Here is a 26,027-nt window from a genome sequence, read left to right on the forward strand (position 1 = left end):
CCTATAAAAATTCTGTATTAATGCTCAAGAGCTCTAAACTTTTCGCGTAAGTGGTTACGAATACCAATCGCGGTGATATTCAGGGCGATAATTACTGATACCAGTAAGAATGCCGTGGCATATACCAGCGGACGTGCCGCTTCTACGTTAGGGCTTTGGAAACCAACATCGTAAATGTGGAAACCTAAGTGCATAAATTTTCTATCTAAATGTATGTATGGGAAGTTACCGTCAAGTGGCAGTGTTGGCGCCATCTTAACAACACCAACAAGCATTAGTGGTGCTACTTCACCGGCTGCACGTGCAACCGCTAAGATTAAACCTGTCATAATCGCTGGGCTTGCCATCGGAATGATGATACGCCATAGCGTTTCTGCTTTTGTTGCGCCAAGTGCTAATGAACCATGACGAACCGTACTTGGAATACGTGATAAACCTTCTTCAGTCGAAACAATAACAACAGGAAGCGTTAAAATTGCTAGCGTTAAAGCAGACCAAATCACACCTGGCGTACCAAATACTGGGCTTGGCGATGACTCAGGGTAGAACAATTGGTCAATACTGCCACCTAGCATGTATACAAAGAAACCTAGACCAAATACACCGTATACAATCGAAGGTACACCCGCAAGGTTGATTACCGCGATACGGATCATCTTAGTCACGGCATTTTTTGCTGCGTATTCGTGTAAGTAAATCGCTGCAACAACACCAAACGGCGTCACAATCACTGCCATTAGTAATACCATGAACACGGTACCGAAAATTGCCGGGAATACACCACCTTCAGTGTTAGCTTCACGCGGGTCATCTGCTACAAACTTACCAAGCTGTACAAAGTAGTGACCAAGCTTAGCAAAGAAGCCCATGTCATTAGGGAACCACACATCAAGAACTTGATACAGAGGTAAAGTAACCACTTCACCACGCATGTCTCTCACAGTTACTTGGTCACGCTTTGCTTGTTTACGAAGCGCAAATAACTGCTTTTCTAACACTGTGTACTCAGCACGTAGCTCAGCACGCGCTTGTGCAAGCTCAGCAACACGCTCATCGGTTAGTTCGTTATCAAGCTGGTATGCTTTTTCTCTTAAGCGTAAACGCTCAAGTTCATAGTTAATATGACCAATATCACCATTTTGTAAGTCTAACGCTTGGTCATTCAGGTCAACAGCACGGTCGACAAGCTCATAAAGCACGTCGATTTTGTTATCTGTGATAACTTCACCGTCTTTAATAACCTGCTCTACATAACCGTAGAAGTTACCGTTTTTACTACGCTCGAATACAGCAAGCTCAGCTGGCGCAGTACGCGATGTGATGTCTGTCTCTAGTACCCAACGGAAATCTAGAGCTACGTACTCACGGTTACCTGTTTTAATCAATAAACGCTCTAGTTGCTCTTTATCGTAATTAGATAAATCAACACCCGTCGCCTCAATAAGTGATTTTGCAACTAGTTCACGGTCATAAATTTCACCGATAACTGTTTGTTTTTCAACTGAGCCTTGCAGCTCAAATTGCACTACTTCTGATGGCCAGAAAAAGCTTAAACCTTTCCAAGCAATCATGGCTAGTAAGCCAAGAACCGAGATTAAACTGATGCTTACCGCACCGCCGGTCATCCAAATCCAAGGAGAACCAGACTTAAACCACTGCTTTACCATGTCGTGTCTCTCCACCTACATTGAACTGTATTTATCACGCAGTTGCTGTCGTACAAACTCAGCCACTGTGTTGAAAATGAATGTGAATATGAATAATACAAATGCTGCTAAGAATAGAATGCGATAATGCGAGCTACCTACCTCAGACTCAGGCATTTCTACCGCGATATTCGCTGCAAGTGTTCTCATACCCTGGAAGATACTCCAGTCCATAATAGGTGTATTACCTGTTGCCATTAGTACAATCATTGTTTCACCTACAGCACGGCCTAGACCCATCATTACTGCTGAGAAGATACCCGGGCTTGCTGTTAGTAATACTACGCGAACCAATGTTTGCCATTGTGTTGCACCTAGTGCTAATGAACCGTTTGATAAGTGCTTAGGAACACTGAATACCGCATCTTCAGCAATTGAGAAGATAGTTGGAATAACAGCAAAGCCCATCGCAATACCAACAACTAGTGAGTTACGTTGGTCAAACGTCATACCCAGTTCATTGGTTAAGTACTGACGCACATTGCCGTCAAACATCCAAAGCTCAATTGAGTTACTCATCGCAAACGATAACCAGCCGATGAAAATAACCACTGGAATAAGTAAAATTGAGTGCGAACCTTCAGGAATACGGTGACGAATTGACGCCGGTAGCTTATTCCAACCAAATGCGGTTAATAAGATACCAATTGGCAGCAATACTAATAATCCGACAATCGCTGGTAAATGTTCTTCAATTAATGGTGCTAACCAAAGACCCGCTAAGAAACCTAGGATTACCGTTGGTAATGCTTCCATGATTTCTACAGTCGGCTTAACCACTTTACGTAATTCACTCGACATAAAGTACGCCGTGTAAATTGCCGCTGAAAGCGCAATTGGTACCGCAAATAACATTGCGTACATTGCCGCTTTAATTGTACCGAATGAAATTGGCACTAATGAGAACTTAGATTCAAAGTCATCACTTGCAGACGTTGACTGCCAAATGTAGCCCGGCTCTGGGTAACCTTCGTACCATACTTCTTGCCACAAGGCAGACCAAGTTACTTCTGGGTGCTCGTTATGAATTTCAATTACTTTTAGCGCATCATCAGCAAGAATAAGTGCCGCATTTGAACGTGGCGCTATTGCAAAGTTTTGAATTGGACCTTCGCTTACTTTACCTTGCCACAGTTTGGCATCGCTAGTTGTGTAATAAATACCTAGCTCACCGTTAGCGCCTGCTGTGAAGAAGGTACGACGGTAGAACTCTGTAAAAATGTTTAGTTTCGATTGCTTGCTGGTTTCAAAAGCACGGATCTTTTGGAACTGGCGACCATTTTCAGTGTTTACTTCAAACCACTGTGAAACTTCGCCATTATCGTTAGCAAGCATCAGTGAGTTGGCACCAGCCAATAGCTGAGTTGAAACTAGGTTCGCGTTTTCTTCGTTAGCTGCAAGCAGTTGGATTTGCTCAACTTCAGAAGGGTAACGAGTATCGTATACGTAAATTTGATTTGCTGAACGCACGAATGTACGTGTTGTATCTGGTGAGATTAATAGCTCATCAACACGACCTTCGATATCAAGCTCAGTACGCTCAACAACCCACTCTACTTCGCCGGTGAACATGTTTTCTTCACCCACAAAACTGCTGAATATAACGCGCTTGTCAGCCGTTAAAGCAACAACAGCTGTTTTATCTTCGTAGTGGCTAAATGCAAATTTAGTGATTGCCGCACCTTGCTCATCAACTTCAAGCGCCATATCACCCAGCGGGTAATCTAAACGTGGTGTTAATTGGCGTTGATTGTTCGGGAATGTCACTAGGAATTTTGGCGCAACCACAACCACAGAGCCATTTTCTAGGCCGTATGCGTATTGCCCCTGAAACGGTGCAGAGCTTGCGAAGCTGCTTACATCGCTTGGTAATTCTGTATTAAGAGTGGTGATCTTTTTACCAAATTGCTCTTTTTCAACATTGTAAAAGTCCACATTACCTTTTTCACCGAGTAAAAAGGCAATTTCTGTTTGTTCTTCAATGCCAAGACCCACAACTTCTGACGCATTTTGTAGTTTTACACTGTTACGTGTATCTACTTTTGCTGACTCAAAAATAGGTTGAACAACATAAAGAAGGTAAAAGAATATAAGTAGCAGTGCTACTAGCACCATTACGCCACCTGCGGAAATACCCCACTTGGCAAACCTGTCTTTAAATAGACGGCTTCTATCCGTATGAAAGGTAGGTTTATTCGGATTGGAAGTCATCAAAACACCCTTAAATCTTAACGTTGCGCGCATTATATTTCACCAAGATGACAGTAATGTTACAAACGTCATAATTCAGTGTAATAAAGCAAGTATTTCAGGGACGTATTTTAAAGTTAAAAAATGACCAAATTGCGACATTGCTCTGCGTATTTATAACGACCAAATTGACAAGCTAACAAACTGTTATAACTAATTTTTTATAACTATATGGAAAAAATTGGACAAACAATAAAACTGCATCAATACTCAAGATGACTTATTTTTTTCGACAATAAGAATCATTTTTAACCAACGCCTCCTTCCTTTTATTGCATTTTTCAGAGGCATTTTTATAGAGATATAAGTATGAAGCAGTTAGTAATTACTATTTTGGGGCCAGATAAACCCGGCCTAGTTGAAGACCTTTCAGCCACAATTTTAAACCATCATGGTAACTGGTTAAGCAGTAATTTGAGCCACCTTGCAGGTCACTTTGCAGGGATCATTGAGGCAGCAGTGCCTGAAGAGCACCTGCAAGAGCTGCAAGACGCATTGCATAGTTTGCCGTATTTAGAAATCAGAATTGAACGCGGCGCCGAAACACTTTCAGAAGAAAAATCTGAACAAATCAATTTTGTCATTACTGGCAACGACAGACCTGGCATTGTGCAAGAGCTTGCCAGCGTTATTCGTCACAAAGGGGCGAATATCACTCACCTAAATTCGAAACAACAAAGTGCACCAAACTGGGGTGTGCCAATTTTTAGTGCTGTTGCCACCGTTGCTTTGCCAATAGGCATGAACAAAGACGAAGTAATCACGGCACTCGAGTCTATTACCACAGACTTAATTGTTGATATTGAGGACGCATAACAAGCAAGTTTATAGGGATATTTAAACTTAAACTAAGCTTTAAAATTAATGACATACATGTCACATAACTGACATGTATGTCATAAAAGTGATAAATACGTCATATAAACGTCATCTGCATCCTCTATATTCTAACTAGCTATAAACGTTGGAAAACCAGATGAACGCATCACATTCTTCTTCTCAAGCCGTTAATTACTTTGCCAAAGAGCTAAGTTGGCTGTCTTTTAATGAACGCGTGCTGCAAGAAGCTAAAGATAAATCTAACCCGATTATTGAGCGCATGCGCTTTTTAGGTATTTACTCAAACAACATGGATGAGTTTTTCCGTGTTCGTGTTGCCGATGTAAAACGCCGAATATTACTTAATAAAATTCCTGATGCGAACTTTGAAGAAGACGAAATACTACTTCATCAGATCCAAAGTAAGGTGCTGCAGCTTGGTAAAAAGTTTAACCAAATTCATAAAGACATTTTAAATGACTTAAACGAGCACAATATTCACGTTGAGTTACCTGAGGAGCTATCTGAATTTCACTTGAGTTGGCTGAAAAAATTCTTCCACGACAATGTGCTGCAACACATATTGCCGATTTTACTCTCTGAAAAGAAAGACTACTCAGATCAAATCAACGACACCATGACCTATTTGTTTGTCGAGATGACCAACCAAAAAAGTCATTATGCCATGATGGAAGTGCCAACCGACCGCGTATCTCGTTTTGTTATTTTGCCACCAGAGAAAACGCGCCGTCACAAAACCATTGTGATGCTTGATGACATTATCGCCTACTTTATTCGCGATGTGTTTAGCAGCTTTTTTAGCTTTGATGATATTCAATGTTATGCCATCAAATTGACCCGTGATGCCGAATACAACTTAGATGACGAGCTTGAAGAAGGCTTGCTCGATAAAATGTCAAAAGGTCTAAAACAACGTATTTCTGCAGAGCCTGTGCGCCTTGTTTATGACGAGAGCATGCCAGCTGAGATGCTTAAAGTGATGAAAAAGCGCCTTAATATAAGCCAACATGATGCGCTGATCCCCGGCGGCCGTTACCGTAATTTCCGCGATTTCATTGCCTTTCCGAATGTTGGCCGTCAGTATTTAGAAAACAAACCACTGCCTGCATTACAAAGTACGGCTTTTAACAATCACTCAAGTGTGTTTGATGCCATTTCAGAGCAAGATATTTTACTGTATTACCCCTACCACACCTTTAACCACTTACTTGAATTTGTACGCCAAGCAGCATTTGACCCAGATGTAACCCAAATTAAGGTCAATATTTATCGCGTTGCGAGTCAGTCTCGACTTGTCTCTACGCTTATTAATGCCGCCAAAAATGGCAAACACGTAACCGTTATGGTTGAGCTGAAAGCGCGCTTTGATGAACAAAACAATATTGAATGGGCAAAAACCCTAAGCAATGCCGGTGTTAAAGTGATCTTTGGTATTCCTGCGTTGAAAGTTCACAGTAAGTTATGCGTTATTCACCGTAAAGAAAAGAACAACATAGTGAAATATGCCCATATAGGCACGGGTAACTTCCACGAAAAAACCGCCAAAGTCTACACTGACTTTAGCTTATTCACCAAGTTTGAGGGCATTAGTGAAGAGTGCGATAGTGTGTTTAAGTTTATCGAAAGCAGCTATAAACCATTTCAATTTGATCATTTGATGATTTCGCCAGTCAACGCACGACAAACTATTATGTCGCTAATTGATGCTGAAATAACCAATGTAGAACATGGTAAGGCTGGTAGAATTACGCTAAAAATAAACAACCTTGTTGATAAAGAGCTGGTTGATCATCTCTACTTTGCCGCAAGACGCGGCGTGAAAATTCGCATTATTGTGCGTGGCATGTGCTCGTTAGTGCCTTCTGCCGTTAACGAAAATATTCGCATTATTAGTATCGTTGACCGCTTTTTAGAGCACCCTCGGGTGATGGTGTTTCATAATAATGGCGACGAAAAGGTTTATATTTCATCGGCAGACTGGATGACCCGAAATCTTGATCATCGCGTTGAAGTAGCCGCACCGATTTATGATGAAAAATTAAAACAGCTTATTATTGATATTCTTGAGCTACAGTTTAAAGATAGAACAAAAGCACGCATAATCGATAGCGAACAAAAAAACAGCTATGTGCGCCGCGGCAATCGTAAGAAAATTCGCTCGCAAATTGCCATTTATGACCACCTTAAGAAATGGGAAAGTAACTATAATAATGAATGATTATCCCTCAATTGCTGCCGTTGATTTAGGCTCAAATAGTTTTCATTTAGTGGTGGCAAGAGAGGTCGATGGCTCTTTGCAAATCTTACACAAAGAAAAGCAGCGCGTTTACTTAGCTGACGGTTTAGATGATAAAAATCATTTAAGCCAAGAAGCAATCGAACGCGCGCTGGCAATTCTTAAGCAGTTTGCGACTACCTTGCAGGACTTCCCCTTAGAGAACGTTAAAGTGGCGGCAACTTACACATTACGCCGCGCTAAAAATATTCATTCGTTCTTAACCCAAGCAAGTAAAGTGTTTCCTTACCCAATTGAAGTAATATCGGGGCAGGAGGAAGCGCGTTTAATTTATCAAGGTGTTGCCCATTACATTCATCACGATGAAAACCGCTTAGTCATTGATATCGGCGGCGGCAGTACCGAACTCATCATTGGCAAACACTTTAAACATAAATTACTTACTAGCCGTAATATGGGCTGTGTTAGTTACACCAAGCAGTTTTTTGCAGATGGACAAATCACTGCTAAGCGCTTTGCCAAAGCTGAAGTTCGCGCAGAGCAAGAACTCGAAGTGATTTTCGCCAACTACTTATCGGCTGGCTGGCAATCTGTGGTGGGAACATCAGGCACTATTAAATCTATCCTTGCCATGATCAATGCTAACGATGCCGAGCAAGAGCTGATTACATTAGAGCGATTATTAGAACTAAAAACTCAGTTTATTGCAGCTAAACAAATAAAAGCGCTACAAATTGAAGGTCTTACACCTGAGCGGCAAGTGAGTATTTGTGGTGGTTTAGCTATTTTAATTGCGATATTTAGGCTGTTTAAAATCGAAGCGTTGCAATACAGCGACTTTTCACTTCGTGAAGGCCTGCTACATGAAATGCAGCAAAAGCTCGCCCACAAAGATATTCGCACTAATACCATCGCGAACCTATCTGAGCGTAACGCCATAGATAAAGAGCATGCTAACCGCGTCTCGACAACTGCAAAGTGGCTGTTTGAACAAGTAAAAGAGGCATGGCAACTTACCGATCCTGACTACATCAACTTGCTGGATTGGGCCGCGCAGCTGCATGAAATTGGCTTAGGGGTTAATTCATCAGGGATACATAAGCACAGTGCGTATATCGTTGCGAATAGCCAATTACCTGGCTTTACGCAGCAACAACAAACCTTGCTTAGTTGCATGATCCGTTTTTATCGTAAAAAAATTCGTTTAGAAGAGTTTCCGGCACTGCATACCATGCAGCATTATGAAATATTGCAACTTATTGTGATTTTGCGCTTAGCAGTACTGCTAAATCAAAAGCGTATTACCGATCAAGGTTTTAAACTTGAGGTAACAGCCAAGCAAAATAGTATGTTCTTAAAGTTTCACAATAAGTGGCTTAAAGAACATACCTTGCTTTTAGCTGACTTACAGCAAGAGCAAAAATACCTTAAAAAGGTCGGCTTCTTACTCGATTTTCATTAAGCTGATTAATAGATTAATAGATTAATCGATTACATATCCATATGGCGGTTTGAGCTTTGCATCATTTGCTTAAGGCCTTGATGTTCAAGCTCAAGTAAACGTTCGAGCTTTTCTTTACTTTGCTCTGTATCAGCTCGCGATACCAAGTACTCGTATAAGTCGATTACTTTTTGGTGTTGCGTGGTTAAGTAAACCTGAATCGCCTTTTCATCAATTTGCTGATCTGTGCTGATATCGTTAAAAGTAATTAGCTCTGGGTTTTCAGCAAAATACTCATAGCAATAGGTATCAAGCGTGTTTATTTCAGTAATGGCTTTAAAGCCAACGAGATCTTCTGCTAGTTTCTTCTCATATTGCAGATAATAGTCCACCAGCATTTGATTATGCTCGTCCAGTAAGTCTTTAACACTGTGGAAGTTAGCTGCCATTTGAGTATGAAATAACACGGTCCAATCATAAACTTGTTGTATTGTTTTAACTTGCATGTGCATTCCTTATTAAAATCAATTTAATATGATTTTGCATAAATCACACCAGCAATAAAACCTTTAATTTTCAGCACTTTAAAAATAAAGTGTGTAACTTGCAGCAAGTAAAAGCGTACAAGTTACACAGTGACTGTAAAATTTATAGGTAACGTTTACGCCATATAAAATAAAGCACAGGTAACACAAGTAGCGTTAAAACTATGGCACTGAGCATCCCGCCGACCATAGGCGCTGCTATTCGGCTCATCACCTCACTGCCCGTTCCAGTACCATAAAGTACTGGCAGTAGACCAATGATAATGGTAGCAACTGTCATCATCACGGGCCTAACCCGAAGGCCCGCACCATTGATGATTGCTTGGCGCAGCTCTGTAACCGTGAACTGCGACGATTGCGCTTTGGCATCTTGATAAGCTTGGTTGAGATAAACCAGCATGATCACGCCAATTTCCACAGCAACCCCAGCTAGGGCAATAAAACCAACCCCAACAGCAACCGAGAAGTTAAAGCCTTCAAGGTACATCAGCCAAATACCGCCTATCATAGCAAGCGGTAAGGTCAGCATGATCATTGCCACCTCAATAAAGCTTCTAAAATTGAGGTATAACAGCACCACAATGATTGCCAAGGTGAGTGGCAATACATAACTGAGTTTGGCTTTTGCGCGCTCCATATATTCATATTGCCCCGCCCACGTAATTGAGTAACCAGCAGGTAGCTCAAGTTGCTCATGCAGCGCTTGTTGCGCACGCTCAACATAACTGCCGATATCACTGCCTTCAATGTCGATTAAGCTCCAGCCATTAATGCGGGCATTTTCACTTTTAATACCCGGCGGGCCATCTTCGATAAAGACATGAGCTACATCGGCCAATGCGATACGCTGTCCGTTTGGTGTCACTATCGGTAACAACTTAAGCTCTTCAGGCGAGTCGCGATAAGCTTGTGGGTAACGCAAGTTAACCGGGTAACGCTCTTGCCCTTCAACCGTTTCGGTCACATTCATACCACCGATAGCAGTAGCCACAACCTGTTGTACATCAGCAATGTTTAAACCGTAACGCGCAGCCTTCTCACGGTTAATATCGACTTTGATGTAGCGACCACCAGCAACGCGCTCTGAATAAACCGAAGCCGTGCCCGGTAAATCTTTTAAGATGACTTCAATTTGCTCACCGATTTTTTGAATTTCGCTCAGCTTTGGCCCTGCTACTTTGATCCCCACAGGCGTTTTAATCCCAGTGGCAAGCATGTCGATTCGGGTTTTGATTGGCATAACCCACGCATTGGTAAGCCCTGGGAACTTAACCAGATTATCGAGCTCTTTTTTCAGTTTCTCGGTTGTCATACCCTCTCGCCACTGTGACTTTGGCTTTAACTGAATAAAGGTTTCGATCATGGTCAGCGGCGCAGGATCTGTGGCAGTGTCTGCACGACCTACCTTACCAAATACCGATTCGACCTCTGGCACACTGGCAATTAGCTTATCGGTCTGCTGTAAGATTTCACGGGCCTTACCAATTGAAATACCTGGGTAAGTAGTAGGCATATACATTAAGTCGCCCTCATCAAGGGGAGGAATAAACTCACTACCAATTTTATTAACCGGGTAAAAGCCAATAGCAGCCAACACTAATGCCAGTACCAGTGTTGTTTTCGGCGCTTTTAATACCGCATTTAACAAGGGTTTATAGGCTGCCACCAATAAGCGGTTTACAGGGTTTTTCTGCTCCGAAATAACTTTACCGCGAATAAAGTAGCCCATTAATACCGGCACCAGTGTAATCGCTAAACCAGCCGAAGCTGCCATCGCATAAGTCTTTGTGTAAGCCAGAGGCGAGAACATGCGTCCTTCTTGTGCTTCAAGAATAAACACAGGCATAAAGCTAACAGTGATGATCAATAAACTAAAGAATAACGCGGGCCCGACTTCTGCGGCTGAGTGCATCACTACTTGCCAACGGTTTTCATCGGTCAGTGGGGTTTTCTCCATATGCTTATGCATATTTTCTATCATCACGATAGCACCATCTGTCATTGCACCAATAGCAATCGCTATCCCACCAAGCGACATGATATTAGCGTTTATACCTTGCCAATACATAACCACAAAAGCCGTTAAAATACCCATTGGCAACGTAATAATGGCTACGATCGATGAACGTATATGGAATAAAAACACCACACACACTAAGGCCACGACGATTAACTCTTCAATTAACTTTGAGCTTAAGTTATCAAGCGCTTGGGTAATAAGGTTTGAGCGGTCGTACACAGGGATGATTTCAACTCCCTCAGGTAGGCCTTTTTTGAGCGACTCTAGTTTTTCTTTTACTAGTTTGATGGTTGCTTCGGCATTTTCTCCAAAGCGCATCACTACCACCCCACCGGTTACTTCACCCTCGCCGTTTAGTTCGGCAATACCACGGCGCATTTGCGGCCCAAGTTTTATATCAGCCACATCACGTAATTGCAGTGGCGTGCCATTGGCATTAGTACCCAGCGGAATGGCTTCTAAATCTGCGACACTTTTAATATAACCTGTGCTCGATACCATGTATTCGGCTTCAGCCATTTCTACCACTGAGGCACCACGCTCTTGGTTACCTTGCTTAATTGCTGTTTGAATTAAACTTAGCGGAATACCATAAGCACGCAATTTATCTGGGTCGACATTCACCTGATACTGCTTAACCATACCGCCTACAGACGCGACCTCTGATACGCCCGGCACCGTTTGCAGCTCAAACTTTAAAAACCAATCTTGCAAGCTTCGTAGCTGGCTAATATCGTGCTTACCGGTTTTATCCACCAGCGCATACAAGTAAATCCAACCCACCCCTGTTGCATCAGGGCCAAGTTCAGGCCTTGCTGAGTCAGGTAAGCGAGCACTTACTTGACTCAAATACTCTTGCACCCGACTACGAGCCCAATAAAGGTCGGTGTCTTCATTAAAAATAACGTATACATAAGAGTCACCAAAAAACGAAAAGCCCCTTACCGTTTCAGCTCCCGGCACCGACAACATGGCTGTAGTGATAGGAAACGTTACTTGGTCTTGCACCACTTGAGGCGCTTGTCCTGGGTAAGACGTTTTTACAATAACCTGTACATCAGATAAGTCAGGCAAGGCATCAACTGGGGTATTCTTTAAAGAAAAAACCCCAAAGCCCGCCAACATTAAAGACAGCAGTAATACAAAGAAGCGATTACCGACTGACCAACGGATCACGGCAGCTATCATTGCATTTCTCCTTGCATAGGGTGGCTCATGGTCATGATGTCAAAAATCACAAACTCACCGTCTACCAACTTAAAGGTAAAATGCACTTCATCATCGCTTTGTAAACTAGACATATCGATACGCGGCGAAAAATGAAACTCCATGGTTGCAGCCTCGCGTCCCCACTTAGGGATAGCCTCACGACTGATCACAGCAGTGCGAGCTTCGCGGTCAATACTGTTGATCACGCCATTCACCATTGCGCTCTCACTATCCGGTTCTTGCATACGCATAAAGTCAGAACTCTTACTTGATTCGGAATCTATTAAGAACTGCGCTGAAACCACTACGTTATCGTCTTTCAATAAGCCTGATAAAATTTCGACATCATGATTATCACTACGGCCTAGCGTCACAATCACTGATTTAAAGCGACCTTCACCTAAATCAATCACGACACGGTCTTGGCTACCTGTGCGGATCACCGCTTCTTTGGCTATCACTAATTGCGGCTCAGTTGGCTTCGTAGTAATGCTCACTTCAGCAAACATATTCGGTTTTAAGAAGCCATCTTGGTTAGCAAAGCGTAAACGCACGCGCAGGGTACGGTTTTTCTCATCAAGGGTTGGGTAAATATAATCGACCTTGCCTTGCCAGCGTTTGCCCGGTAAGTAATCTAAGCTCATAGTAACTGGCAAGCCTTTATGAATAAGCCCTGCTTGACGCTCAAAAACTTCAGCCTCAACCCACACTTCTTCTAGGTGAGCAATACTCATCATGGTTGTGCCCGGTTTCACAAAGAAACCTTCGCGGATATTTAACTCATCCAATACGCCACTTTGCTTGGCATAAAAGGTAATGTTTTGTCTGACCTTTTGGCTTTGCTCTAATCGCGCAATAAAATCGTCAGAAACATTCAGTGAGGCTAAGCGTGCTTTTGCTGCACGTATTAGCACCGCATTATTACGTTTAAGGGCAAGCAATAGCTCTTCTTGTGCATTCACTAGCTGTGGAGAATACAAGGTATAAAGTGGCTCGCCTTGCTTAACTTGGTCACCAGCGGCTTTTACATATAAGGTTTCTATCCAACCTTCGACACGAGGGTGAATGTGCACGAGTTGGTCTTGGTCGTATTGCACATAACCAACCGTATCAACCGTCGTTTGTAATGATTTAAAGCGAACGGGCGCTGTTCTTACCCCTAAGTTATTAACGACTGCTGGTGAGATTCTCACAGTACCAGGGCTGTCTTCAGCGCTACTTTGATCCTCATAAACGGGGACTAATTCCATACCCATTGGTGATAAACCCGGTTCATCACGGCGGTAATTACTGTCCATAGGCGCCACCCAATATAGCGGCTTTTTCTCCGCGCTTGGCATAGCTTCATGATCTGGCTCAGCTAGTTTATTTACAGCCGTTGCCAATGCCGCACCTACCGCCAAGGCGATAACTAATTTCACTGTATTATTCATTGATAGCTCCTTGGCTTTGTGCTGCATTTATTTGGTTATCTTTTGCTGCTGCGTAATAGTTAAGGCGAGCGAGGGTAATTTGTTTGTCTATTTCGATATTCAATGCATCAATTTTTGCGTTAAGTTCGCTGATGCGTGCACGCATCACTTCTGAAAAGTCACCATCATCGTTGGTGTAAGCATTTAAAGTCGCTTCGGCTTGCTCCGCCATTTGCGGTAAAAGCTGCTGTTGATATAGCGCTTTGCGCTGAGCAAGTCGGCTTAGTTGGCTAAGCTCTTTAAAATACTGACCTTGCAGTTTTTGTAGGGTAATAAGTTTGTTGGTTTTTACCGCCTCGGCATTAGCTATTGCCGCATTGACTTGTTGATCTTGACGATTATCAGTAAACAGCGGTAAATCAACACTTACTCCTATAGAGAATAAGTCAGCGCGAGAGTCACCCATCGGGGTATCATCACGATAGCCATAGCCTAGGTTCATACCAAATTGCGGCTTATACGCCTCTTTAACCACTTGCACTTGGGTGTTTTTGGCACGCATAGCATGATCAATAGCGATAATTGCCGGGTGATTCATGAGCACTTCAGTCACCCCCGATGGCGCAAGCTCTTGATAGGGCATTAGTGCAGCCACCTTGGTATTTTCATCGCTCACTGCACCGTTTAGCATTTCAATAGGTAGCCATTGAGCTAGTCGCTTTTTGGCACTATCAAACTGTTGCTCTAACATCACCAGTTTATCTTCAAGACGAGTCAGCTCTAGCTGGGCGCGAATAATATCCTGCTGGCGAGTCGCACCAAGTGTATTGGCATAGCTTGCCTCTGTAATATCAATAAGCTGATTAAATAAGGCTTTATCTTGGCTGATCAGTTGAATGCTTTTTTGCGCGCGATAGGCATTTAGCCATGCTTCGCTAACAATGGCTTTAACCTGTGCTTGGCGGTCTGCTCTAAGCCAAGGGTATTGTTCAGCCGATTGTTTTAAAGCTTGTTGCTGTAAGGCAAGACTATCACCTCGGCTAAATTGTTGTGACAAGCCCACTTTGAATTGCGTCATACCCTCTTGGTCAAAGGCAAAGCCATCGGTTGGTAAGTTCATGAGTCCAACGGTTAACACTGGATCTGGCAAGGTACCTGCCGCAATGCTTTGCGCTTCTATCGCCTGTTGCTGGTATTTATTTGCCTGTAACCAAGGCTCGTGAGTCAATGCATAATCAATTACCTGATTGAGCGCCAATGGCTCTGCTTTCACTAAACTTGAGGTTATCAATACTGCGCCTAGAGAAAGCGCCTTAATCAATTTGCTGTGAATCATCACATGCTCCAAAAATCTTAAAAATGGTTAAAAAACAATAGATTTTGGTTGCAGAATAAGGATTATTTCAGCGTTTTACTGAATTTTAGACAGACCTATCCTGCTTAAGCAGTAATAGGTGGACGATATAAAGAACTTGCGTGGAAACTAAGCTGGCTGGCGCCTAACACGGTGACTTTTTCTGATTGCTTAATTGATTTAACAACTAAATCATTTAGCGGCAGGAGTGAGTGAGCTGTACAGGCATTGAACGGACACGCACAATCGCTGTTATCCATTACGTCTTCATGGCAACAATCCATATCACTCATGTCGTTGTCAGCATTCATATTAGCATGATGATCCATTTGCATGCTGGCATGTGGCATATCACACACCATAGCAACAGACGCAACTGACTGACCCACAAAAGTGAGCAGTATCATAGCTATCAATAAGTAGCTTGAAAGTCGCGTCATCATCATACCTTAAAAATTAATTGCCCAAATTGTAGCCCGAAATTTACGCGCTCGACAAGGGTTTATCTATTTTTATGCTACTGCTGGCAGCAATAGCAAACAGGCAATAACCAGTAAAATACCAAAAACCATCACCTAATTCGGCATGCATTTTGATTAGCTCGCCCATTTGCCCATCGGCATTACCTGCTAAATAGGCCACGATCAATGCAATCACAAACACATCGACCATGCTCCATTTACTTAGGCCCTGTATGAGTTGACCGAGCAAATGCTTAAATCTATTCGCAGGTAAAAAACAATAAAGCAATTGCATCAGGAGTTTTAAAGTGGGAATAACAATCGAGAACACTGCAACAAGCGCGGCAACAAGGTAGTTTTTGTTATTGGCTAGCTCATTCACGGTGCCCCAAATGCTGCGTGTTTTTTTGTAGGCATCTATTTCACCTTCAAGTTTATCAAGCCCCAACATGCTTGAAGCCATCATTAACACGCTACGGGTATTGCGATCGCCTTCATCCGCAATCATTTCAATACCTGTTTTGGCAAGCTTAGATTTATCGATTTTTCCTTCTAGGGTGAGCACAGGCTGGGTTACACCAGGAATTAGTAACGCCAAGGCAATTAAAATAGCCAGTACTGGAAAAACAACACGCATTAGTTACAAACCTTTTTAATACTCAGAGCCCGCATAATAACGAACTCTGCGCTTTTAGTCTGTAACCGATGATAAGCTTGCGAACACTTCATCGGCATAAGCACGGGCATCGTACATAGCTTGAAAAACCACATCCATCTTTGACGCAGGGCGGATCATCATTAGCAGCTCATGAGCAGTTTGCCATTGCTCTTCTTCCATCGCCTTAACAAGTTGTAAGCTCGCACCTTGCATGCCATTAAAGTTTAACAATGCGCTCGAAAGCTCACTACCCAGTGAAAACTCTTTGGCAATGATATCAAGCTCCATATCTAAAATTGCATCTAAAACAGAGAGTAAGCCAACTAAATAACCTTGCTCAGCTAGGTCTTTACCACCAGGTTCAAGCATCAGCGCAATAAATTTAGCTCTTGTTAAGCCCAGTTTCGTTAGCTCTTGCGGTTTATCATTGCCTAACTCGCTCAGCGCTAATACCCGTACAAATTGTCTAATCGCGTCTTCACCAAGGTAAATAACCGCTTGTGAAATCGAACGAATTGTTTGCTGACTATTGCTGATCCGCGCATTAACTAATTTTAAAATGCGTGCTGTAAGGCCTATATCTTTAGCAACCCGTTGTTGAATTGCGTCAAAATTTAAATCTGTTTGCGCAGTACAGTTAAGTAATTCAAGCACGGCAACTTTTGATGGTTCAACATTACCAAAACTTAAAAGCTCTGGCTTGGCAAAAAAGTAGCCTTGAAACAGATCGCAACCAGCCGCTTTTAGTTGCTTAAAATCTTCATAAGTTTCAATGCGCTCCACTATGATAGTGGTTTCTGGGAAGCTGCGTTTAAGCTTTTTGATCATCATGTTGGTTTTGATAATCGGCTGCGTGACTTCAAGCTTAATAAAATCCATCAAAGGCAAAACATCTTGCCATTTATCTGTGCCATCGTAATCATCAAGCGCGAACAAATAGCCTTCTTGTTTTAATTGCTTAACGCGGTTTACTACTTTTGGAATACTAGTAGCCCGCTCCACTATTTCGATAACCGCACTGCGTGGTTGCAGCAACTTAGGAAAGTCATCCAAAATAGCGTCAGTCGATAGGTTGATAAACGCAGGTTGAAAACCCGTTAGCTTCTCGAGTCCCATCAACATTAACGCGTTAAAAAACAGTCGCCCCGTTGCTTGGCCATCACTTGTGCCTACTGGAAAGACATTATCGCTCGATTCTCTATACAATAATTCGTAAGCATATAAACTTCTATCAGCATTAAATATTGGCTGCCGGGCTATATACTGAGTCATGCTCTGACTTTTGTTACCTTCCATACTTAATTCTGACATTCTACTTCTCACTTAGATGTGGCTAACTCCACATTACTATTGTTGTAAGTATAGTGAAAGATGTTTGCCTTGCTAAATCATTATATTCATACCCCTACAATGACTAGGGATATTCCGCTTTGGACCTGCTTTTGCTATAATGCGCTCTGTTTTTCTTACCTTGTTAACTAAAAAGAGCCTCCTATGAGCATTGAACAAGCCCTAATCGAACGCAGTAATAACCAATGTGAACTTTGTGCCGCTACAGATAACCTGTCTGTATACGAAGTGCCGCCTGTTACAGAGGCTCATTCTGATAAATGCATTTACGTTTGCCAAACTTGTAAAGATCAAATCGAAAACAATGCTGATTTGACTGCAAATCATTGGCACTGCTTGAATGACAGCATGTGGAGTCAAACTCCTGCTGTACAAGTTGTGGCTTATCGCATGTTAAAGCGCTTAGCTGCTGATAACGGCTGGGCACAAGATGCACTAGATATGATTTATCTTGAAGAAGACACGTTAAAATGGGCGCAAACAGCCCTAGCTGAAGATGACGATATTAAGCACATCGACAGTAATGGTGTTGTACTTCAAGCGGGTGACACTGTGACACTTATTAAAGATCTTGATGTGAAAGGCAGCAGCCTTGTTGCCAAGCGTGGCACAGCAGTAAGAAACATTGGCTTAACGAGCAACCCAGAACATATTGAAGGCCGTGTTGATGGTCAACGCATTGTTATTCTAACCAAATACGTGAAAAAATAACGAGCACTAAATTTGCTTTTTAAAGCGAATCCGTAATTAAGAAAATGGGCCTAGTGCCCATTTTTTGTTAATTAAGCTATGATTAAGTCAGCGAACTTTATGCTTATTCAATTACAAAGACGCATAACCCTAAAACGCAAGGAAACAATCATGGCTTCGGATACCATCTCATCTTTCAAACGCGCTTCTCTATGCAGTTTAATGATCTTAGGGAGCAGCTTAGTATTAACAGGTTGTGGTGAAGACTCTGCCGCACCACAAGCTGAGCAATCAACAATGAAAACCCTCAATACTCAGGTTATTTATTTAGACCGCAGCATGCTGCCACCGGGTTCAGTATTAAAAGTACAACTTGCTGATGTATCAAAAATGGATGCCAAAGCAGAGGTTATCAGCGAACAAGAAATTGAATTAAATGGTGCACCACCATACAACGTGGCACTTGAGTATGACGAAAGCAAAATTGCTGACCGTCACCGCTACAGCGTGAGTGCACGCATTGAGAATCAAGGTAAATTACTTTACATCAGCACCACTCATAATAATCCATTTGCCGAAGATGCCTCTGGTGATGTGTACAAGGTGACAGTGACAAAAGTATCAGCGAAAAAGCCAGACGTGACATTGACCAATACGTATTGGAAAGCAGTTACAATCAGCGGTGAGGCTATCACCGTTGAAAATAAAGAACCTTTCGTACAGTTTAAAGACGATGGTTCAACCAATGGTCACTTAGGATGTAATAACTTCTCAGGTAGTTACGAGGTTAACGAGCAGACGCTTACATTCAACCCATTAGCAAGCACCAAAAAAATGTGTGTATCACAAATGGATATTGAAGCGGCCATGTCTGCAGCGCTTGCGGCAACAGCTAAGTACTCTATCAATGGTGAACAGTTAACCTTGTTAGATGATAGTGACGAACCACTTGCGACCTTCGCAGCGACTTATATGAATTAACACCAGTTAAATAAAAAACGCCCAGCAATTGCTGGGCGTTTTTGTATTGCAGAAATTATTCTTCAACTAACTGTTCACTGCGATAAAAACCACTGCTATCGCTTAGTAATGAAACAAGCTCTGGTAATACCGCATCCATTGTTTGCTTTAGTTTCCATGGCGGATTGATCACTATCATACCCGATGCTGTCATACCGTGAACGTCGGTGTCTGCCTCTGTTGCAAGCTCGAAAAGCTGAATGTTACGCATACCCGATGCGATTAAACCCGCTTCCATTCTGTCAATTCGCTCACGATCTACAACCGGATACCAAATCATGTACGTTCCAGTTGCAAAGCGTTTATGCGCCTTAACAAGAGTATTAACAACCGTATCGTAATCGTTTTTAATTTCGTATGGAGGGTCAATAAGCACACAAGCTCGACGTGATGCTGGTGGTAATAAACCAATTAAGCCTTGAAAGCCGTTTTCACCACGTACGCGAATAGAACGCTTACCTTTCACGTTGTCTTGCAGTAACTCTAAGTCACGTGGATGCAACTCAAAGAACCAACCGTTATCTTGGCGACGTAAAAAGTGCTCTGCAATTTTTGGCGAACCGGGGTAAAAGTCTAAATTACCATTTGAGTTAAATGATTTAATCAGCTCAATGTACTCATTAAGTGCATTGTGTTCACTGTTATGCTGCCAAAGCTTAGCAATCCCATCTAAATACTCTTGTGTTTTTTGTGCATCACTGCCTGCAAGTTCAAAAAAGCCAGCACCTGAGTGGGTGTCCACATAATCAAGCGGTTTGTCTTTAATTGTTTGGTATTTAAGAACTTCAGCTAGAACAAGGTGTTTTAGCACATCAGCAGGGTTGCCTGCATGAAAAGAGTGTCGATAACTAAGCATATTTATAAATCGCCAAATGCAAATCTGCATTAAAAATGAATAGCCATATTGTACATGATAAACAGAAAATGATCCTAGCATCTGGCGCTTTGGTGAATCATAAATGAATAAAAAAGCCGCTACGCTGAATTACACCTTAATAATAAATAAAAATCCTCTAAAACGGCCGTAAATGCTGGCATATCAAGACACTTTCCTTTACATTTGCATGACAATAATCACAGTTTTATGAGCGCATTTATGAATAACGAAACTCTTTCCCAACTCGAACAACTGATCGACAAGTTAATTCTTCGCAACAGTGAACTTGAAAGCGAAGTTAAAAGCTTACAAGAGCAAAACTCTAAGCTTTTAGATGAGAACGAAACTCTGCAACTAGAAGTACTAGAAAACGAAGAGAAACAAAAAGACACAAGCAGCACACTAACTGGCCTGCTTGAGAAATTACAAAGCGTTCAACAGGCTAGCTAATGAGCGGCCCACAAAGTCAGCGGGTCACCGTAGAGCTACTAGGTAAAGAACATGAGTTCTCTTGCCCACCTGGGCAAGAGCACGCCCTAGTTGCTGCTGCACAAAATTTAAATGACTTAGTGGAGCAAATGAAACAACGCTCATCGGTTCGCAATGACCAAAAAGCGTTGCTGATGGCAGCATTACATTTAAGTCATGAATTGCTTGAAGTTAAATCGCAACAAGCAGAACAAGAGCAACAACATGACAGCTTAATAGATAAGCTCAGCCAGCACCTTAGTATTTAGAAAAAAGCGCATCCTGCGCTTTTTTTGTTTACAATCAATTGTACTAACCACTATCAGAGCGAAACACTATGCGATTTTGTGCTTTTTTGATCTGTCTTTTCGTAAGCTATAGCGCCCAAGCAAGCGTTAGCTGGCATAACATCACTCCCGAAATCCAATTTCTACAACAACAAAATAAACTACGTTTTTACGATTCGAATCAAGTGCTATTAGAGGGTAAAGAATGCGCATTAATGTTTGATGCCAGTGGTAACTTTGCCGAAGTAGAAAAGCTCGCAGTGCAGTTAAAAAAACGCTTAAAAACACCATTATGTTATTTAGTAGCGAGCCATTATCATGATGATCACCTGCTAGGCTTGGCCGTTTTACAGGCTGAGTTCCCTGAAGCTAAACTTATTGTGCATCAGCAGATAGCGACTGAGTTTGTGGCAATGCAGCAAGCATTAACTGATAAGTTAGATGGTTATGAAAAAAGTATTGAATTGAGCTATCAACGCCTTGCCAGTCAACCTAAAGATCAACAAGCTATTTGGCGCGACAAACTTGAACTTGCTAAAAAACGCTTATTTCGCTGGCGAGAGCTCACCTTAAAGCCACCGGCGATTAGCATTATTGAATCAACAAAGCTAAACCTGGGTAACTACCCCATCGTTATTACACCGTATCAGGCGCACACTAAGGGCGATCTTACTTTAAGTGCAGATCAAGGTCGCGTGCTGTTAGGCGGCGATATAGTCGACAGCTTACCCTACCCAGGGCATGGTACGTTTTCTAGCTGGATAACCGCGCTGCAAGGTATCCAAAAAAATACCACACTGACAACTATTTTACCGGGCCACGGTAAGCCGCTCACACCTGCTGAACTTGCGCTCCCTTTAAGGTTTTTAACAACCATTCAAGAGATGACAAATTCCTCGCCAGATAAGTCAGTTAATGAATTAATCCCGCTTTTTCCTGCAGAGGTAAAGCAGCAATACCAACTTGATGAAGTGGGCGAAAGAGCGTTTTCTATGTTTCTAGAAGCTGGACTTAAACAGAGCAAGTTGTCAAAATAGAGCTAAAATAGTAAAAGGATTTTATTATATGGCTCGAGTAAGTTTGAAATATTTACTTTTGCTGAGCTTGTTTATTGGCTTACAAGGATGCCAAGTAACTCAGCAAGAAACAGAACAACAACGGGCAAGGCCGGAGATTTTTAGCCATTATGAGCCCGATTTAACAACCCAACAAGCACCTAGTGAGTTTGTCGATTCAACAGCTGTTGAACCACGTCCTGTTGCTGCGCCCATAGCAGTCAATAATACCCCGCTAGCAAAGCCTCGTTCGAAAGATCTATGGCAGCATATCGCCAACAATTTAACGCTGGTATTTCAAACCAATAAACATACATCTGCACGAGTAAAGTGGTATTTAAAACAACCCAATTACCTGATTAAAGTAAATAAACGTGCGGCACCTTATTTGTATCATATCGTCACACGTATAGAGCAACAGAAGCTACCGATGGAGCTGGCCCTATTACCCTTTGTTGAAAGTGATTTTAGACCAACAATACGATCATCAGAGCAAGCCGTTGGTGTTTGGCAGTTAGTCGGCGCAACGGCTTATCATTTTGGTGTGCAAAGCGACCAATGGTATGACGGCCGCCAAGACATACTCGCTTCAACCGATGCCGCTTTAGCTTATTTAAGTTACTTACATAAACGCTTTGATGGTGACTGGCTGCATACCCTTGCAGCCTATAACAGTGGGGAAGGACGCGTTAAAAAAGCTATCGAAAAAAATAAAAAGCTTGGCAAAAAAACTGACTATTGGTCATTATCACTACCAAAAGAAACCGCTGAATATATACCTAAACTTTTGGCACTTAGCTATTTACTAAAGCATCCTGAACAAGGCTTAAAGCGCCCTAAATTAGCGAATAAAGCACTCACCACAGAATTTGATGTTGGCCAGCAATTTGATTTTTCGGTGATCGCTAACTTATCTGGCGTGGGGCATAACCAGCTCCACAAATTAAACCCAGGATATTTAAAAAACCAAAGCTCGCCAAATGGTCCACATACTCTGCTTTTACCTATGGAGCGCCGCACCTTGTTGCATAGTAAACTGTTTCGCAACAACTTTGCCGGTGAGTATATAGTGCAAAAAGACGATACCCTTTATGGCATTGCCAGACGCTTTAATATGTCTGTAAAGGATCTGAAAGCGCTTAATAGCAAAACAAGTAACCTGATTAAAGTCGGTGAACAATTGCGATTATCACAGCCCCAAACCATGCCTGAATCATTACTGGTTGATTACAATATTAGCCCTTACCTTGAACAGCATGAGGAAGTTATCGCAACCATTGCGGTTGATTACCTCGTCAAACCAGGTGATTCCATTTGGAGTATCAGTCAGCTATACGACGTGCCTCATAAAGACGTTGCAACATGGAATAAACTCAGTGCCACCAGCATTTTAAAACCAGGCACCATTTTGACATTGCACCTACCGCAAGCAAAACCCGCTGAGCCGCAAGTACCGGCCAGTGAAGCTATGTTGTCAGGCATCGAAAGCTCGTTGAAAAAGCCTTGATTGCTCACTCTTTGTGGTTAGCGTAAAATCAGCGCCTATATTTAAATTCTAAAGAGAAATAACATGCAGATCAGTAAAGACGCAGCGGTTGAGTTTCACTACACACTTAGTGAAGCAGGCGAGCAAATCGAATCAAGTAAAGATGGCGAGCCACTTTCATATATCCATGGTACTGAAGGCATGCTTCCTGGTCTTGAAAAAGCCCTTGAAGGTAAATCGGCTGGCGATAACTTTAGCGTAACACTTGAGCCTAGCGAGTCTTACGGCGAGCGCGTTGATAACCTTATTCAACGTATTCCACTTAAGCACTTACAAGGTAACACAAAAGTGTGGAAGCCAGGTATGACTGCAATCGTTCATTCAAACCAAGGTCGTCACCAAGTGACTATCGTTAAAGTGGGCCGTTTCAATGCAGATTGTGATTTAAACCACCCATTTGCTGGTAAAACACTAACGTTTGATGTTGAAGTGATTAATGTTCGCCAAGCAACTGCCGAAGAATTATCACACGGCCACGTGCACGGTGAAGGCGGTTGTGGCCACAGCCACTAAGGGTAAATGATGACAAACGTTGCAATTGTCACTGGTGGCAGTAAAGGTATTGGCAAAGCTATTGTTGAGCGTTTAGAACGTGAAGACTACACAGTATATAACTTAGATATCACCCCGTCTGAGGGCAACTATCGCCACTGTGACGTTAGTGATATTCAGCAAGTGAAGTCGGTTATTGCCGAAATTATTGCCGAGACGGGCCGCGTTGATGCCTTAATTTCTAATGCGGGTCGTCATTTAAGTGCCAACATCGAAAATACCGATGAAGCAACGTTTGATGCCCTGTTTGCGCTCAATGTGAAAGGTGCCTATGCTGCAATTCAAGCTGTATTACCTAGCATGAAAAGCCTGCAAGGCGGCAGTATCGTATTGGTTGCCTCTGATCAGGCAATCATTGGCAAACCAAACTCGTTTGCTTATAACCTCACCAAACATGCGCTAGCTTCAATGGCAAAAACGACAGCACTCGATTATGCCGCGTTTAATATTCGTGCTAATGCGGTTTGTCCGGGTACGATAGAAACACCACTGTTTCATAATGCGATTGATGCATATTGTCAGCGCAGTGGTGCCGATAAAGCAGAAATTGTTGCTGAAGAAGCCGCACTGCAACCGCTAGGCCGTTTAGGGCAACCAGAAGAAATTGCTGCTTTGGTGAACTTTTTAATAAGCCCAGAAGCAAGCTTTATTACTGGTAGCTTACAAAGTATTGATGGTGGATACACCACGCAATGAGCGACAAAATTATTGACCCCCATGTGCACTTTTTTAACCTCACTGAGGGTCAATACACTTGGCTACAAGGTAACAATCCCCCCGCTTGGCCAAATCTAGATAAAATAAAAAAGCAAATTACTGCTTCAGAGCTTAAAGCCGCTTGCCCATTTCAACTAGAAGCACTGGTGCATATTGAAGCTGGCTTTGATAACCAAGCGCCAGTGAATGAGCTTAATTGGCTTGCAACGCATTTAAATGACATTCCCTATCGCGCAATCAGCTACAGCGCGATTGACGCATCTAGCAAACACTTTGAAGCGTCACTCAATGAGTTAAAGCACTCATCTTTGGTTGGTATTCGCGATATAACCGAAGGTGATGAAGCAAAGCGCTTATTAACTCCTCACTGCCAAGATAACCTAGCCATGCTCGCAAGCGAAAACTTACACTTTGAAGCACAGTTTGAAATTGAAAACATGCAGGTAACCGAGCAGCTTATTAAATATTGCACCGCACTGCCGTCATTACGTGTGGTAATTAATCATTTAGGCTTTATTAGTAATGAGCAAAGATGGCTCGAAGCAATCATTAAACTCAGCCGCTGCGATAATATCGCGATAAAGTTCTCAGGCTTAGAATTCACGCAAATAGCTGTAAACAAACATCTTTGGCTGGTTAATAATTTAGTTAAGTACTTTGGTGAGCATCGCGTGATGTTTGCCAGTAACTTCCCTGTTTGCCAAATAAATACCAGTTACACAAACTGCTGGCAGCACTATCACTCACTGTGCTCGCAGTCGAGTTTATGGCATAAACTAAGCTATAAAAACGCCCGCGAAATCTATCAAATTGTATAAAAACTAGCTATATTTAAATAAGTTAAAGCTTGTAAAATGAACAAGCATCAAGTCTAAAACCTGTTTGCTTGCTCAGGAGTATTAATGAAAGCCTCTATTACCAGCCTTTTACTAATTAGTGTTTTATTTGGCTGTAGCTCTAAGCAAGAACCCACTCCAAAACTTCAACATGCAAGGCTAACTGAGCCGCAAAACGAGCTAATAGCACTTGGCATTGCAAGGCTAATGCACAGTAAACCAGTTCACATTGCTGAAGATGCGTTTACCAAAACCAGCATACTTGTTATTGAAACCTTGAATGAAATTGATATTCAAGGGCAACTACGTAGTGGTTCATACCCTAATATGCCAGAACGTTTTGAGCTGCTGATTAAAAATAAAATGTGTTTTGTGCGCCATTTAGATAGTAAAGCGACTGAGCCATTACCTTTGGTAAAGTGTAAACCGATAAACTAACCTAAACTAAAAAACAGATATAAAAAAAGCCCTTACGGGCTTTTTTTAAAATATATTAG

23 protein-coding genes are annotated in these 26,027 nt (G+C 42.3%); 13 read left to right on the forward strand and 10 right to left on the reverse strand.

Going from position 1 to position 26,027, the window contains the following annotated elements; translation table 11 throughout:
* Window positions 1-17: 17 nt before the first annotated feature.
* Window positions 18-1,667: a phosphate ABC transporter permease PstA gene (gene pstA, locus HUS62_RS08285; protein WP_175079141.1), complete on the reverse strand. Its 1,650-nt coding sequence runs from the start codon at window positions 1,665-1,667 to the stop codon at window positions 18-20.
* A gap of 15 nt (window positions 1,668-1,682) precedes the next feature.
* Entirely contained in the window at window positions 1,683-3,917 is a 2,235-nt protein-coding gene (locus tag HUS62_RS08290) for an ABC transporter permease subunit (protein ID WP_175079142.1), read from the reverse strand.
* Window positions 3,918-4,265: 348 nt separating this feature from the next.
* Between HUS62_RS08290 and HUS62_RS08295 the strand changes: the two genes are divergently transcribed.
* The 3 genes from HUS62_RS08295 (at window position 4,266) to ppx (ending at window position 8,494) form a co-directional block, all read left to right on the forward strand.
* On the forward strand, window positions 4,266-4,772 hold the full coding sequence (locus HUS62_RS08295; RefSeq protein ID WP_054563525.1) for a glycine cleavage system protein R: 507 nt from the start codon (window positions 4,266-4,268) through the stop codon (window positions 4,770-4,772).
* 160 nt (window positions 4,773-4,932) lie between these two features.
* A complete protein-coding gene (gene ppk1 / locus HUS62_RS08300) occupies window positions 4,933-7,014 on the forward strand; it encodes a polyphosphate kinase 1 (protein ID WP_175079143.1) in 2,082 nt (693 codons plus the stop codon).
* Complete coding sequence (ppx, locus tag HUS62_RS08305) at window positions 7,007-8,494, forward strand: exopolyphosphatase (RefSeq protein ID WP_054563523.1); 1,488 nt, start codon at window positions 7,007-7,009, stop codon at window positions 8,492-8,494. Before ppk1 ends, ppx begins: the two co-directional genes overlap by 8 nt.
* Window positions 8,495-8,523: 29 nt before the next feature.
* Here the strand turns inward: ppx and HUS62_RS08310 are convergent, their stop codons facing one another.
* From HUS62_RS08310 to HUS62_RS08340, 7 genes are all read right to left on the reverse strand, one after another.
* Window positions 8,524-8,979, reverse strand: a complete 456-nt coding sequence (locus tag HUS62_RS08310; protein WP_054563522.1) for a hypothetical protein — start codon at window positions 8,977-8,979, stop codon at window positions 8,524-8,526.
* Window positions 8,980-9,121: 142 nt separating this feature from the next.
* Window positions 9,122-12,226 carry an efflux RND transporter permease subunit gene (locus tag HUS62_RS08315; RefSeq protein WP_175079144.1) on the reverse strand — a complete coding sequence of 1,035 codons (3,105 nt, stop codon included), beginning with the start codon at window positions 12,224-12,226 and terminating at the stop codon, window positions 9,122-9,124.
* Window positions 12,223-13,680, reverse strand: a complete 1,458-nt coding sequence (locus HUS62_RS08320; RefSeq protein ID WP_175079145.1) for an efflux RND transporter periplasmic adaptor subunit — start codon at window positions 13,678-13,680, stop codon at window positions 12,223-12,225. Before HUS62_RS08320 ends, HUS62_RS08315 begins: the two co-directional genes overlap by 4 nt.
* A complete protein-coding gene (locus HUS62_RS08325; protein ID WP_175079146.1) occupies window positions 13,673-14,995 on the reverse strand; it encodes a TolC family protein in 1,323 nt (440 codons plus the stop codon). The genes HUS62_RS08320 and HUS62_RS08325 overlap by 8 nt, the downstream gene beginning before the upstream one ends.
* Window positions 14,996-15,099: 104 nt before the next feature.
* Window positions 15,100-15,453 (reverse strand): hypothetical protein, encoded by a 354-nt coding sequence (locus HUS62_RS08330; RefSeq protein WP_175079147.1) that lies wholly within the window; start codon window positions 15,451-15,453, stop codon window positions 15,100-15,102.
* A 43-nt stretch (window positions 15,454-15,496) separates the two neighbouring features.
* Window positions 15,497-16,111: a paraquat-inducible protein A gene (locus HUS62_RS08335; protein ID WP_175079148.1), complete on the reverse strand. Its 615-nt coding sequence runs from the start codon at window positions 16,109-16,111 to the stop codon at window positions 15,497-15,499.
* Window positions 16,112-16,165: 54 nt separating this feature from the next.
* Window positions 16,166-17,443 (reverse strand): EAL and HDOD domain-containing protein, encoded by a 1,278-nt coding sequence (locus HUS62_RS08340; protein WP_252950347.1) that lies wholly within the window; start codon window positions 17,441-17,443, stop codon window positions 16,166-16,168.
* 183 nt (window positions 17,444-17,626) lie between these two features.
* On the opposite strand from HUS62_RS08340, the gene HUS62_RS08345 reads away from it, so the two are divergent.
* Window positions 17,627-18,193, forward strand: a complete 567-nt coding sequence (locus HUS62_RS08345) for an alkylphosphonate utilization protein (protein ID WP_058583950.1) — start codon at window positions 17,627-17,629, stop codon at window positions 18,191-18,193.
* Window positions 18,194-18,343: 150 nt separating this feature from the next.
* Window positions 18,344-19,153: an META domain-containing protein gene (locus tag HUS62_RS08350; protein WP_058583951.1), complete on the forward strand. Its 810-nt coding sequence runs from the start codon at window positions 18,344-18,346 to the stop codon at window positions 19,151-19,153.
* Window positions 19,154-19,208: 55 nt separating this feature from the next.
* On the opposite strand, the gene HUS62_RS08355 is transcribed toward HUS62_RS08350, so the two are convergent.
* Window positions 19,209-20,048 carry a 23S rRNA (adenine(2030)-N(6))-methyltransferase RlmJ gene (locus tag HUS62_RS08355; protein WP_175079149.1) on the reverse strand — a complete coding sequence of 280 codons (840 nt, stop codon included), beginning with the start codon at window positions 20,046-20,048 and terminating at the stop codon, window positions 19,209-19,211.
* Window positions 20,049-20,288: 240 nt separating this feature from the next.
* Between HUS62_RS08355 and HUS62_RS08360 the strand changes: the two genes are divergently transcribed.
* The 8 genes from HUS62_RS08360 (at window position 20,289) to HUS62_RS08395 (ending at window position 25,968) form a co-directional block, all read left to right on the forward strand.
* Window positions 20,289-20,519, forward strand: coding sequence for a cell division protein ZapB (locus tag HUS62_RS08360; RefSeq protein WP_054563591.1), 231 nt, complete (start codon window positions 20,289-20,291; stop codon window positions 20,517-20,519).
* Window positions 20,519-20,806, forward strand: coding sequence for a cell division protein ZapA (locus HUS62_RS08365; RefSeq protein WP_054563511.1), 288 nt, complete (start codon window positions 20,519-20,521; stop codon window positions 20,804-20,806). The genes HUS62_RS08360 and HUS62_RS08365 overlap by 1 nt, the downstream gene beginning before the upstream one ends.
* A 68-nt stretch (window positions 20,807-20,874) precedes the next feature.
* Window positions 20,875-21,861 carry an MBL fold metallo-hydrolase gene (locus HUS62_RS08370; RefSeq protein WP_175079150.1) on the forward strand — a complete coding sequence of 329 codons (987 nt, stop codon included), beginning with the start codon at window positions 20,875-20,877 and terminating at the stop codon, window positions 21,859-21,861.
* Window positions 21,862-21,889: 28 nt separating this feature from the next.
* Entirely contained in the window at window positions 21,890-23,386 is a 1,497-nt protein-coding gene (locus HUS62_RS08375) for a LysM peptidoglycan-binding domain-containing protein (RefSeq protein ID WP_175079151.1), read from the forward strand.
* A gap of 63 nt (window positions 23,387-23,449) precedes the next feature.
* Window positions 23,450-23,938: a peptidylprolyl isomerase gene (locus HUS62_RS08380; protein ID WP_054563509.1), complete on the forward strand. Its 489-nt coding sequence runs from the start codon at window positions 23,450-23,452 to the stop codon at window positions 23,936-23,938.
* A gap of 9 nt (window positions 23,939-23,947) precedes the next feature.
* Window positions 23,948-24,673, forward strand: coding sequence for an SDR family NAD(P)-dependent oxidoreductase (locus HUS62_RS08385; protein ID WP_175079152.1), 726 nt, complete (start codon window positions 23,948-23,950; stop codon window positions 24,671-24,673).
* On the forward strand, window positions 24,670-25,512 hold the full coding sequence (locus tag HUS62_RS08390) for an amidohydrolase (protein ID WP_175079153.1): 843 nt from the start codon (window positions 24,670-24,672) through the stop codon (window positions 25,510-25,512). The genes HUS62_RS08385 and HUS62_RS08390 overlap by 4 nt, the downstream gene beginning before the upstream one ends.
* Before the next feature lie 84 nt (window positions 25,513-25,596).
* Window positions 25,597-25,968 (forward strand): hypothetical protein, encoded by a 372-nt coding sequence (locus HUS62_RS08395; protein ID WP_220094995.1) that lies wholly within the window; start codon window positions 25,597-25,599, stop codon window positions 25,966-25,968.
* The last annotated feature ends 59 nt before the right edge of the window (window positions 25,969-26,027 follow it).

The organism is Pseudoalteromonas sp. 0303 (genome assembly GCF_013349995.1).
Classification (GTDB): Bacteria; Pseudomonadota; Gammaproteobacteria; order Enterobacterales; family Alteromonadaceae; genus Pseudoalteromonas.

Bases quoted from the DNA above. Each gene is read 5' to 3' on its own strand.
- pstA (WP_175079141.1), bottom strand. From the start codon at position 1,667: ATGGTAAAGCAGTGGTTTAAGTCTGGTTCTCCTTGGATTTGGATGACC.
- HUS62_RS08290 (WP_175079142.1), bottom strand. From the start codon at position 3,917: ATGACTTCCAATCCGAATAAACCTACCTTTCATACGGATAGAAGCCGT.
- HUS62_RS08295 (WP_054563525.1), top strand. From the start codon at position 4,266: ATGAAGCAGTTAGTAATTACTATTTTGGGGCCAGATAAACCCGGCCTA.
- ppk1 (WP_175079143.1), top strand. From the start codon at position 4,933: ATGAACGCATCACATTCTTCTTCTCAAGCCGTTAATTACTTTGCCAAA.
- ppx (WP_054563523.1), top strand. From the start codon at position 7,007: ATGAATGATTATCCCTCAATTGCTGCCGTTGATTTAGGCTCAAATAGT.
- HUS62_RS08310 (WP_054563522.1), bottom strand. From the start codon at position 8,979: ATGCAAGTTAAAACAATACAACAAGTTTATGATTGGACCGTGTTATTT.
- HUS62_RS08315 (WP_175079144.1), bottom strand. From the start codon at position 12,226: ATGATAGCTGCCGTGATCCGTTGGTCAGTCGGTAATCGCTTCTTTGTA.
- HUS62_RS08320 (WP_175079145.1), bottom strand. From the start codon at position 13,680: ATGAATAATACAGTGAAATTAGTTATCGCCTTGGCGGTAGGTGCGGCA.
- HUS62_RS08325 (WP_175079146.1), bottom strand. From the start codon at position 14,995: ATGATTCACAGCAAATTGATTAAGGCGCTTTCTCTAGGCGCAGTATTG.
- HUS62_RS08330 (WP_175079147.1), bottom strand. From the start codon at position 15,453: ATGACGCGACTTTCAAGCTACTTATTGATAGCTATGATACTGCTCACT.
- HUS62_RS08335 (WP_175079148.1), bottom strand. From the start codon at position 16,111: ATGCGTGTTGTTTTTCCAGTACTGGCTATTTTAATTGCCTTGGCGTTA.
- HUS62_RS08340 (WP_252950347.1), bottom strand. From the start codon at position 17,443: ATGTCAGAATTAAGTATGGAAGGTAACAAAAGTCAGAGCATGACTCAG.
- HUS62_RS08345 (WP_058583950.1), top strand. From the start codon at position 17,627: ATGAGCATTGAACAAGCCCTAATCGAACGCAGTAATAACCAATGTGAA.
- HUS62_RS08350 (WP_058583951.1), top strand. From the start codon at position 18,344: ATGGCTTCGGATACCATCTCATCTTTCAAACGCGCTTCTCTATGCAGT.
- HUS62_RS08355 (WP_175079149.1), bottom strand. From the start codon at position 20,048: ATGCTTAGTTATCGACACTCTTTTCATGCAGGCAACCCTGCTGATGTG.
- HUS62_RS08360 (WP_054563591.1), top strand. From the start codon at position 20,289: ATGAATAACGAAACTCTTTCCCAACTCGAACAACTGATCGACAAGTTA.
- HUS62_RS08365 (WP_054563511.1), top strand. From the start codon at position 20,519: ATGAGCGGCCCACAAAGTCAGCGGGTCACCGTAGAGCTACTAGGTAAA.
- HUS62_RS08370 (WP_175079150.1), top strand. From the start codon at position 20,875: ATGCGATTTTGTGCTTTTTTGATCTGTCTTTTCGTAAGCTATAGCGCC.
- HUS62_RS08375 (WP_175079151.1), top strand. From the start codon at position 21,890: ATGGCTCGAGTAAGTTTGAAATATTTACTTTTGCTGAGCTTGTTTATT.
- HUS62_RS08380 (WP_054563509.1), top strand. From the start codon at position 23,450: ATGCAGATCAGTAAAGACGCAGCGGTTGAGTTTCACTACACACTTAGT.
- HUS62_RS08385 (WP_175079152.1), top strand. From the start codon at position 23,948: ATGACAAACGTTGCAATTGTCACTGGTGGCAGTAAAGGTATTGGCAAA.
- HUS62_RS08390 (WP_175079153.1), top strand. From the start codon at position 24,670: ATGAGCGACAAAATTATTGACCCCCATGTGCACTTTTTTAACCTCACT.
- HUS62_RS08395 (WP_220094995.1), top strand. From the start codon at position 25,597: ATGAAAGCCTCTATTACCAGCCTTTTACTAATTAGTGTTTTATTTGGC.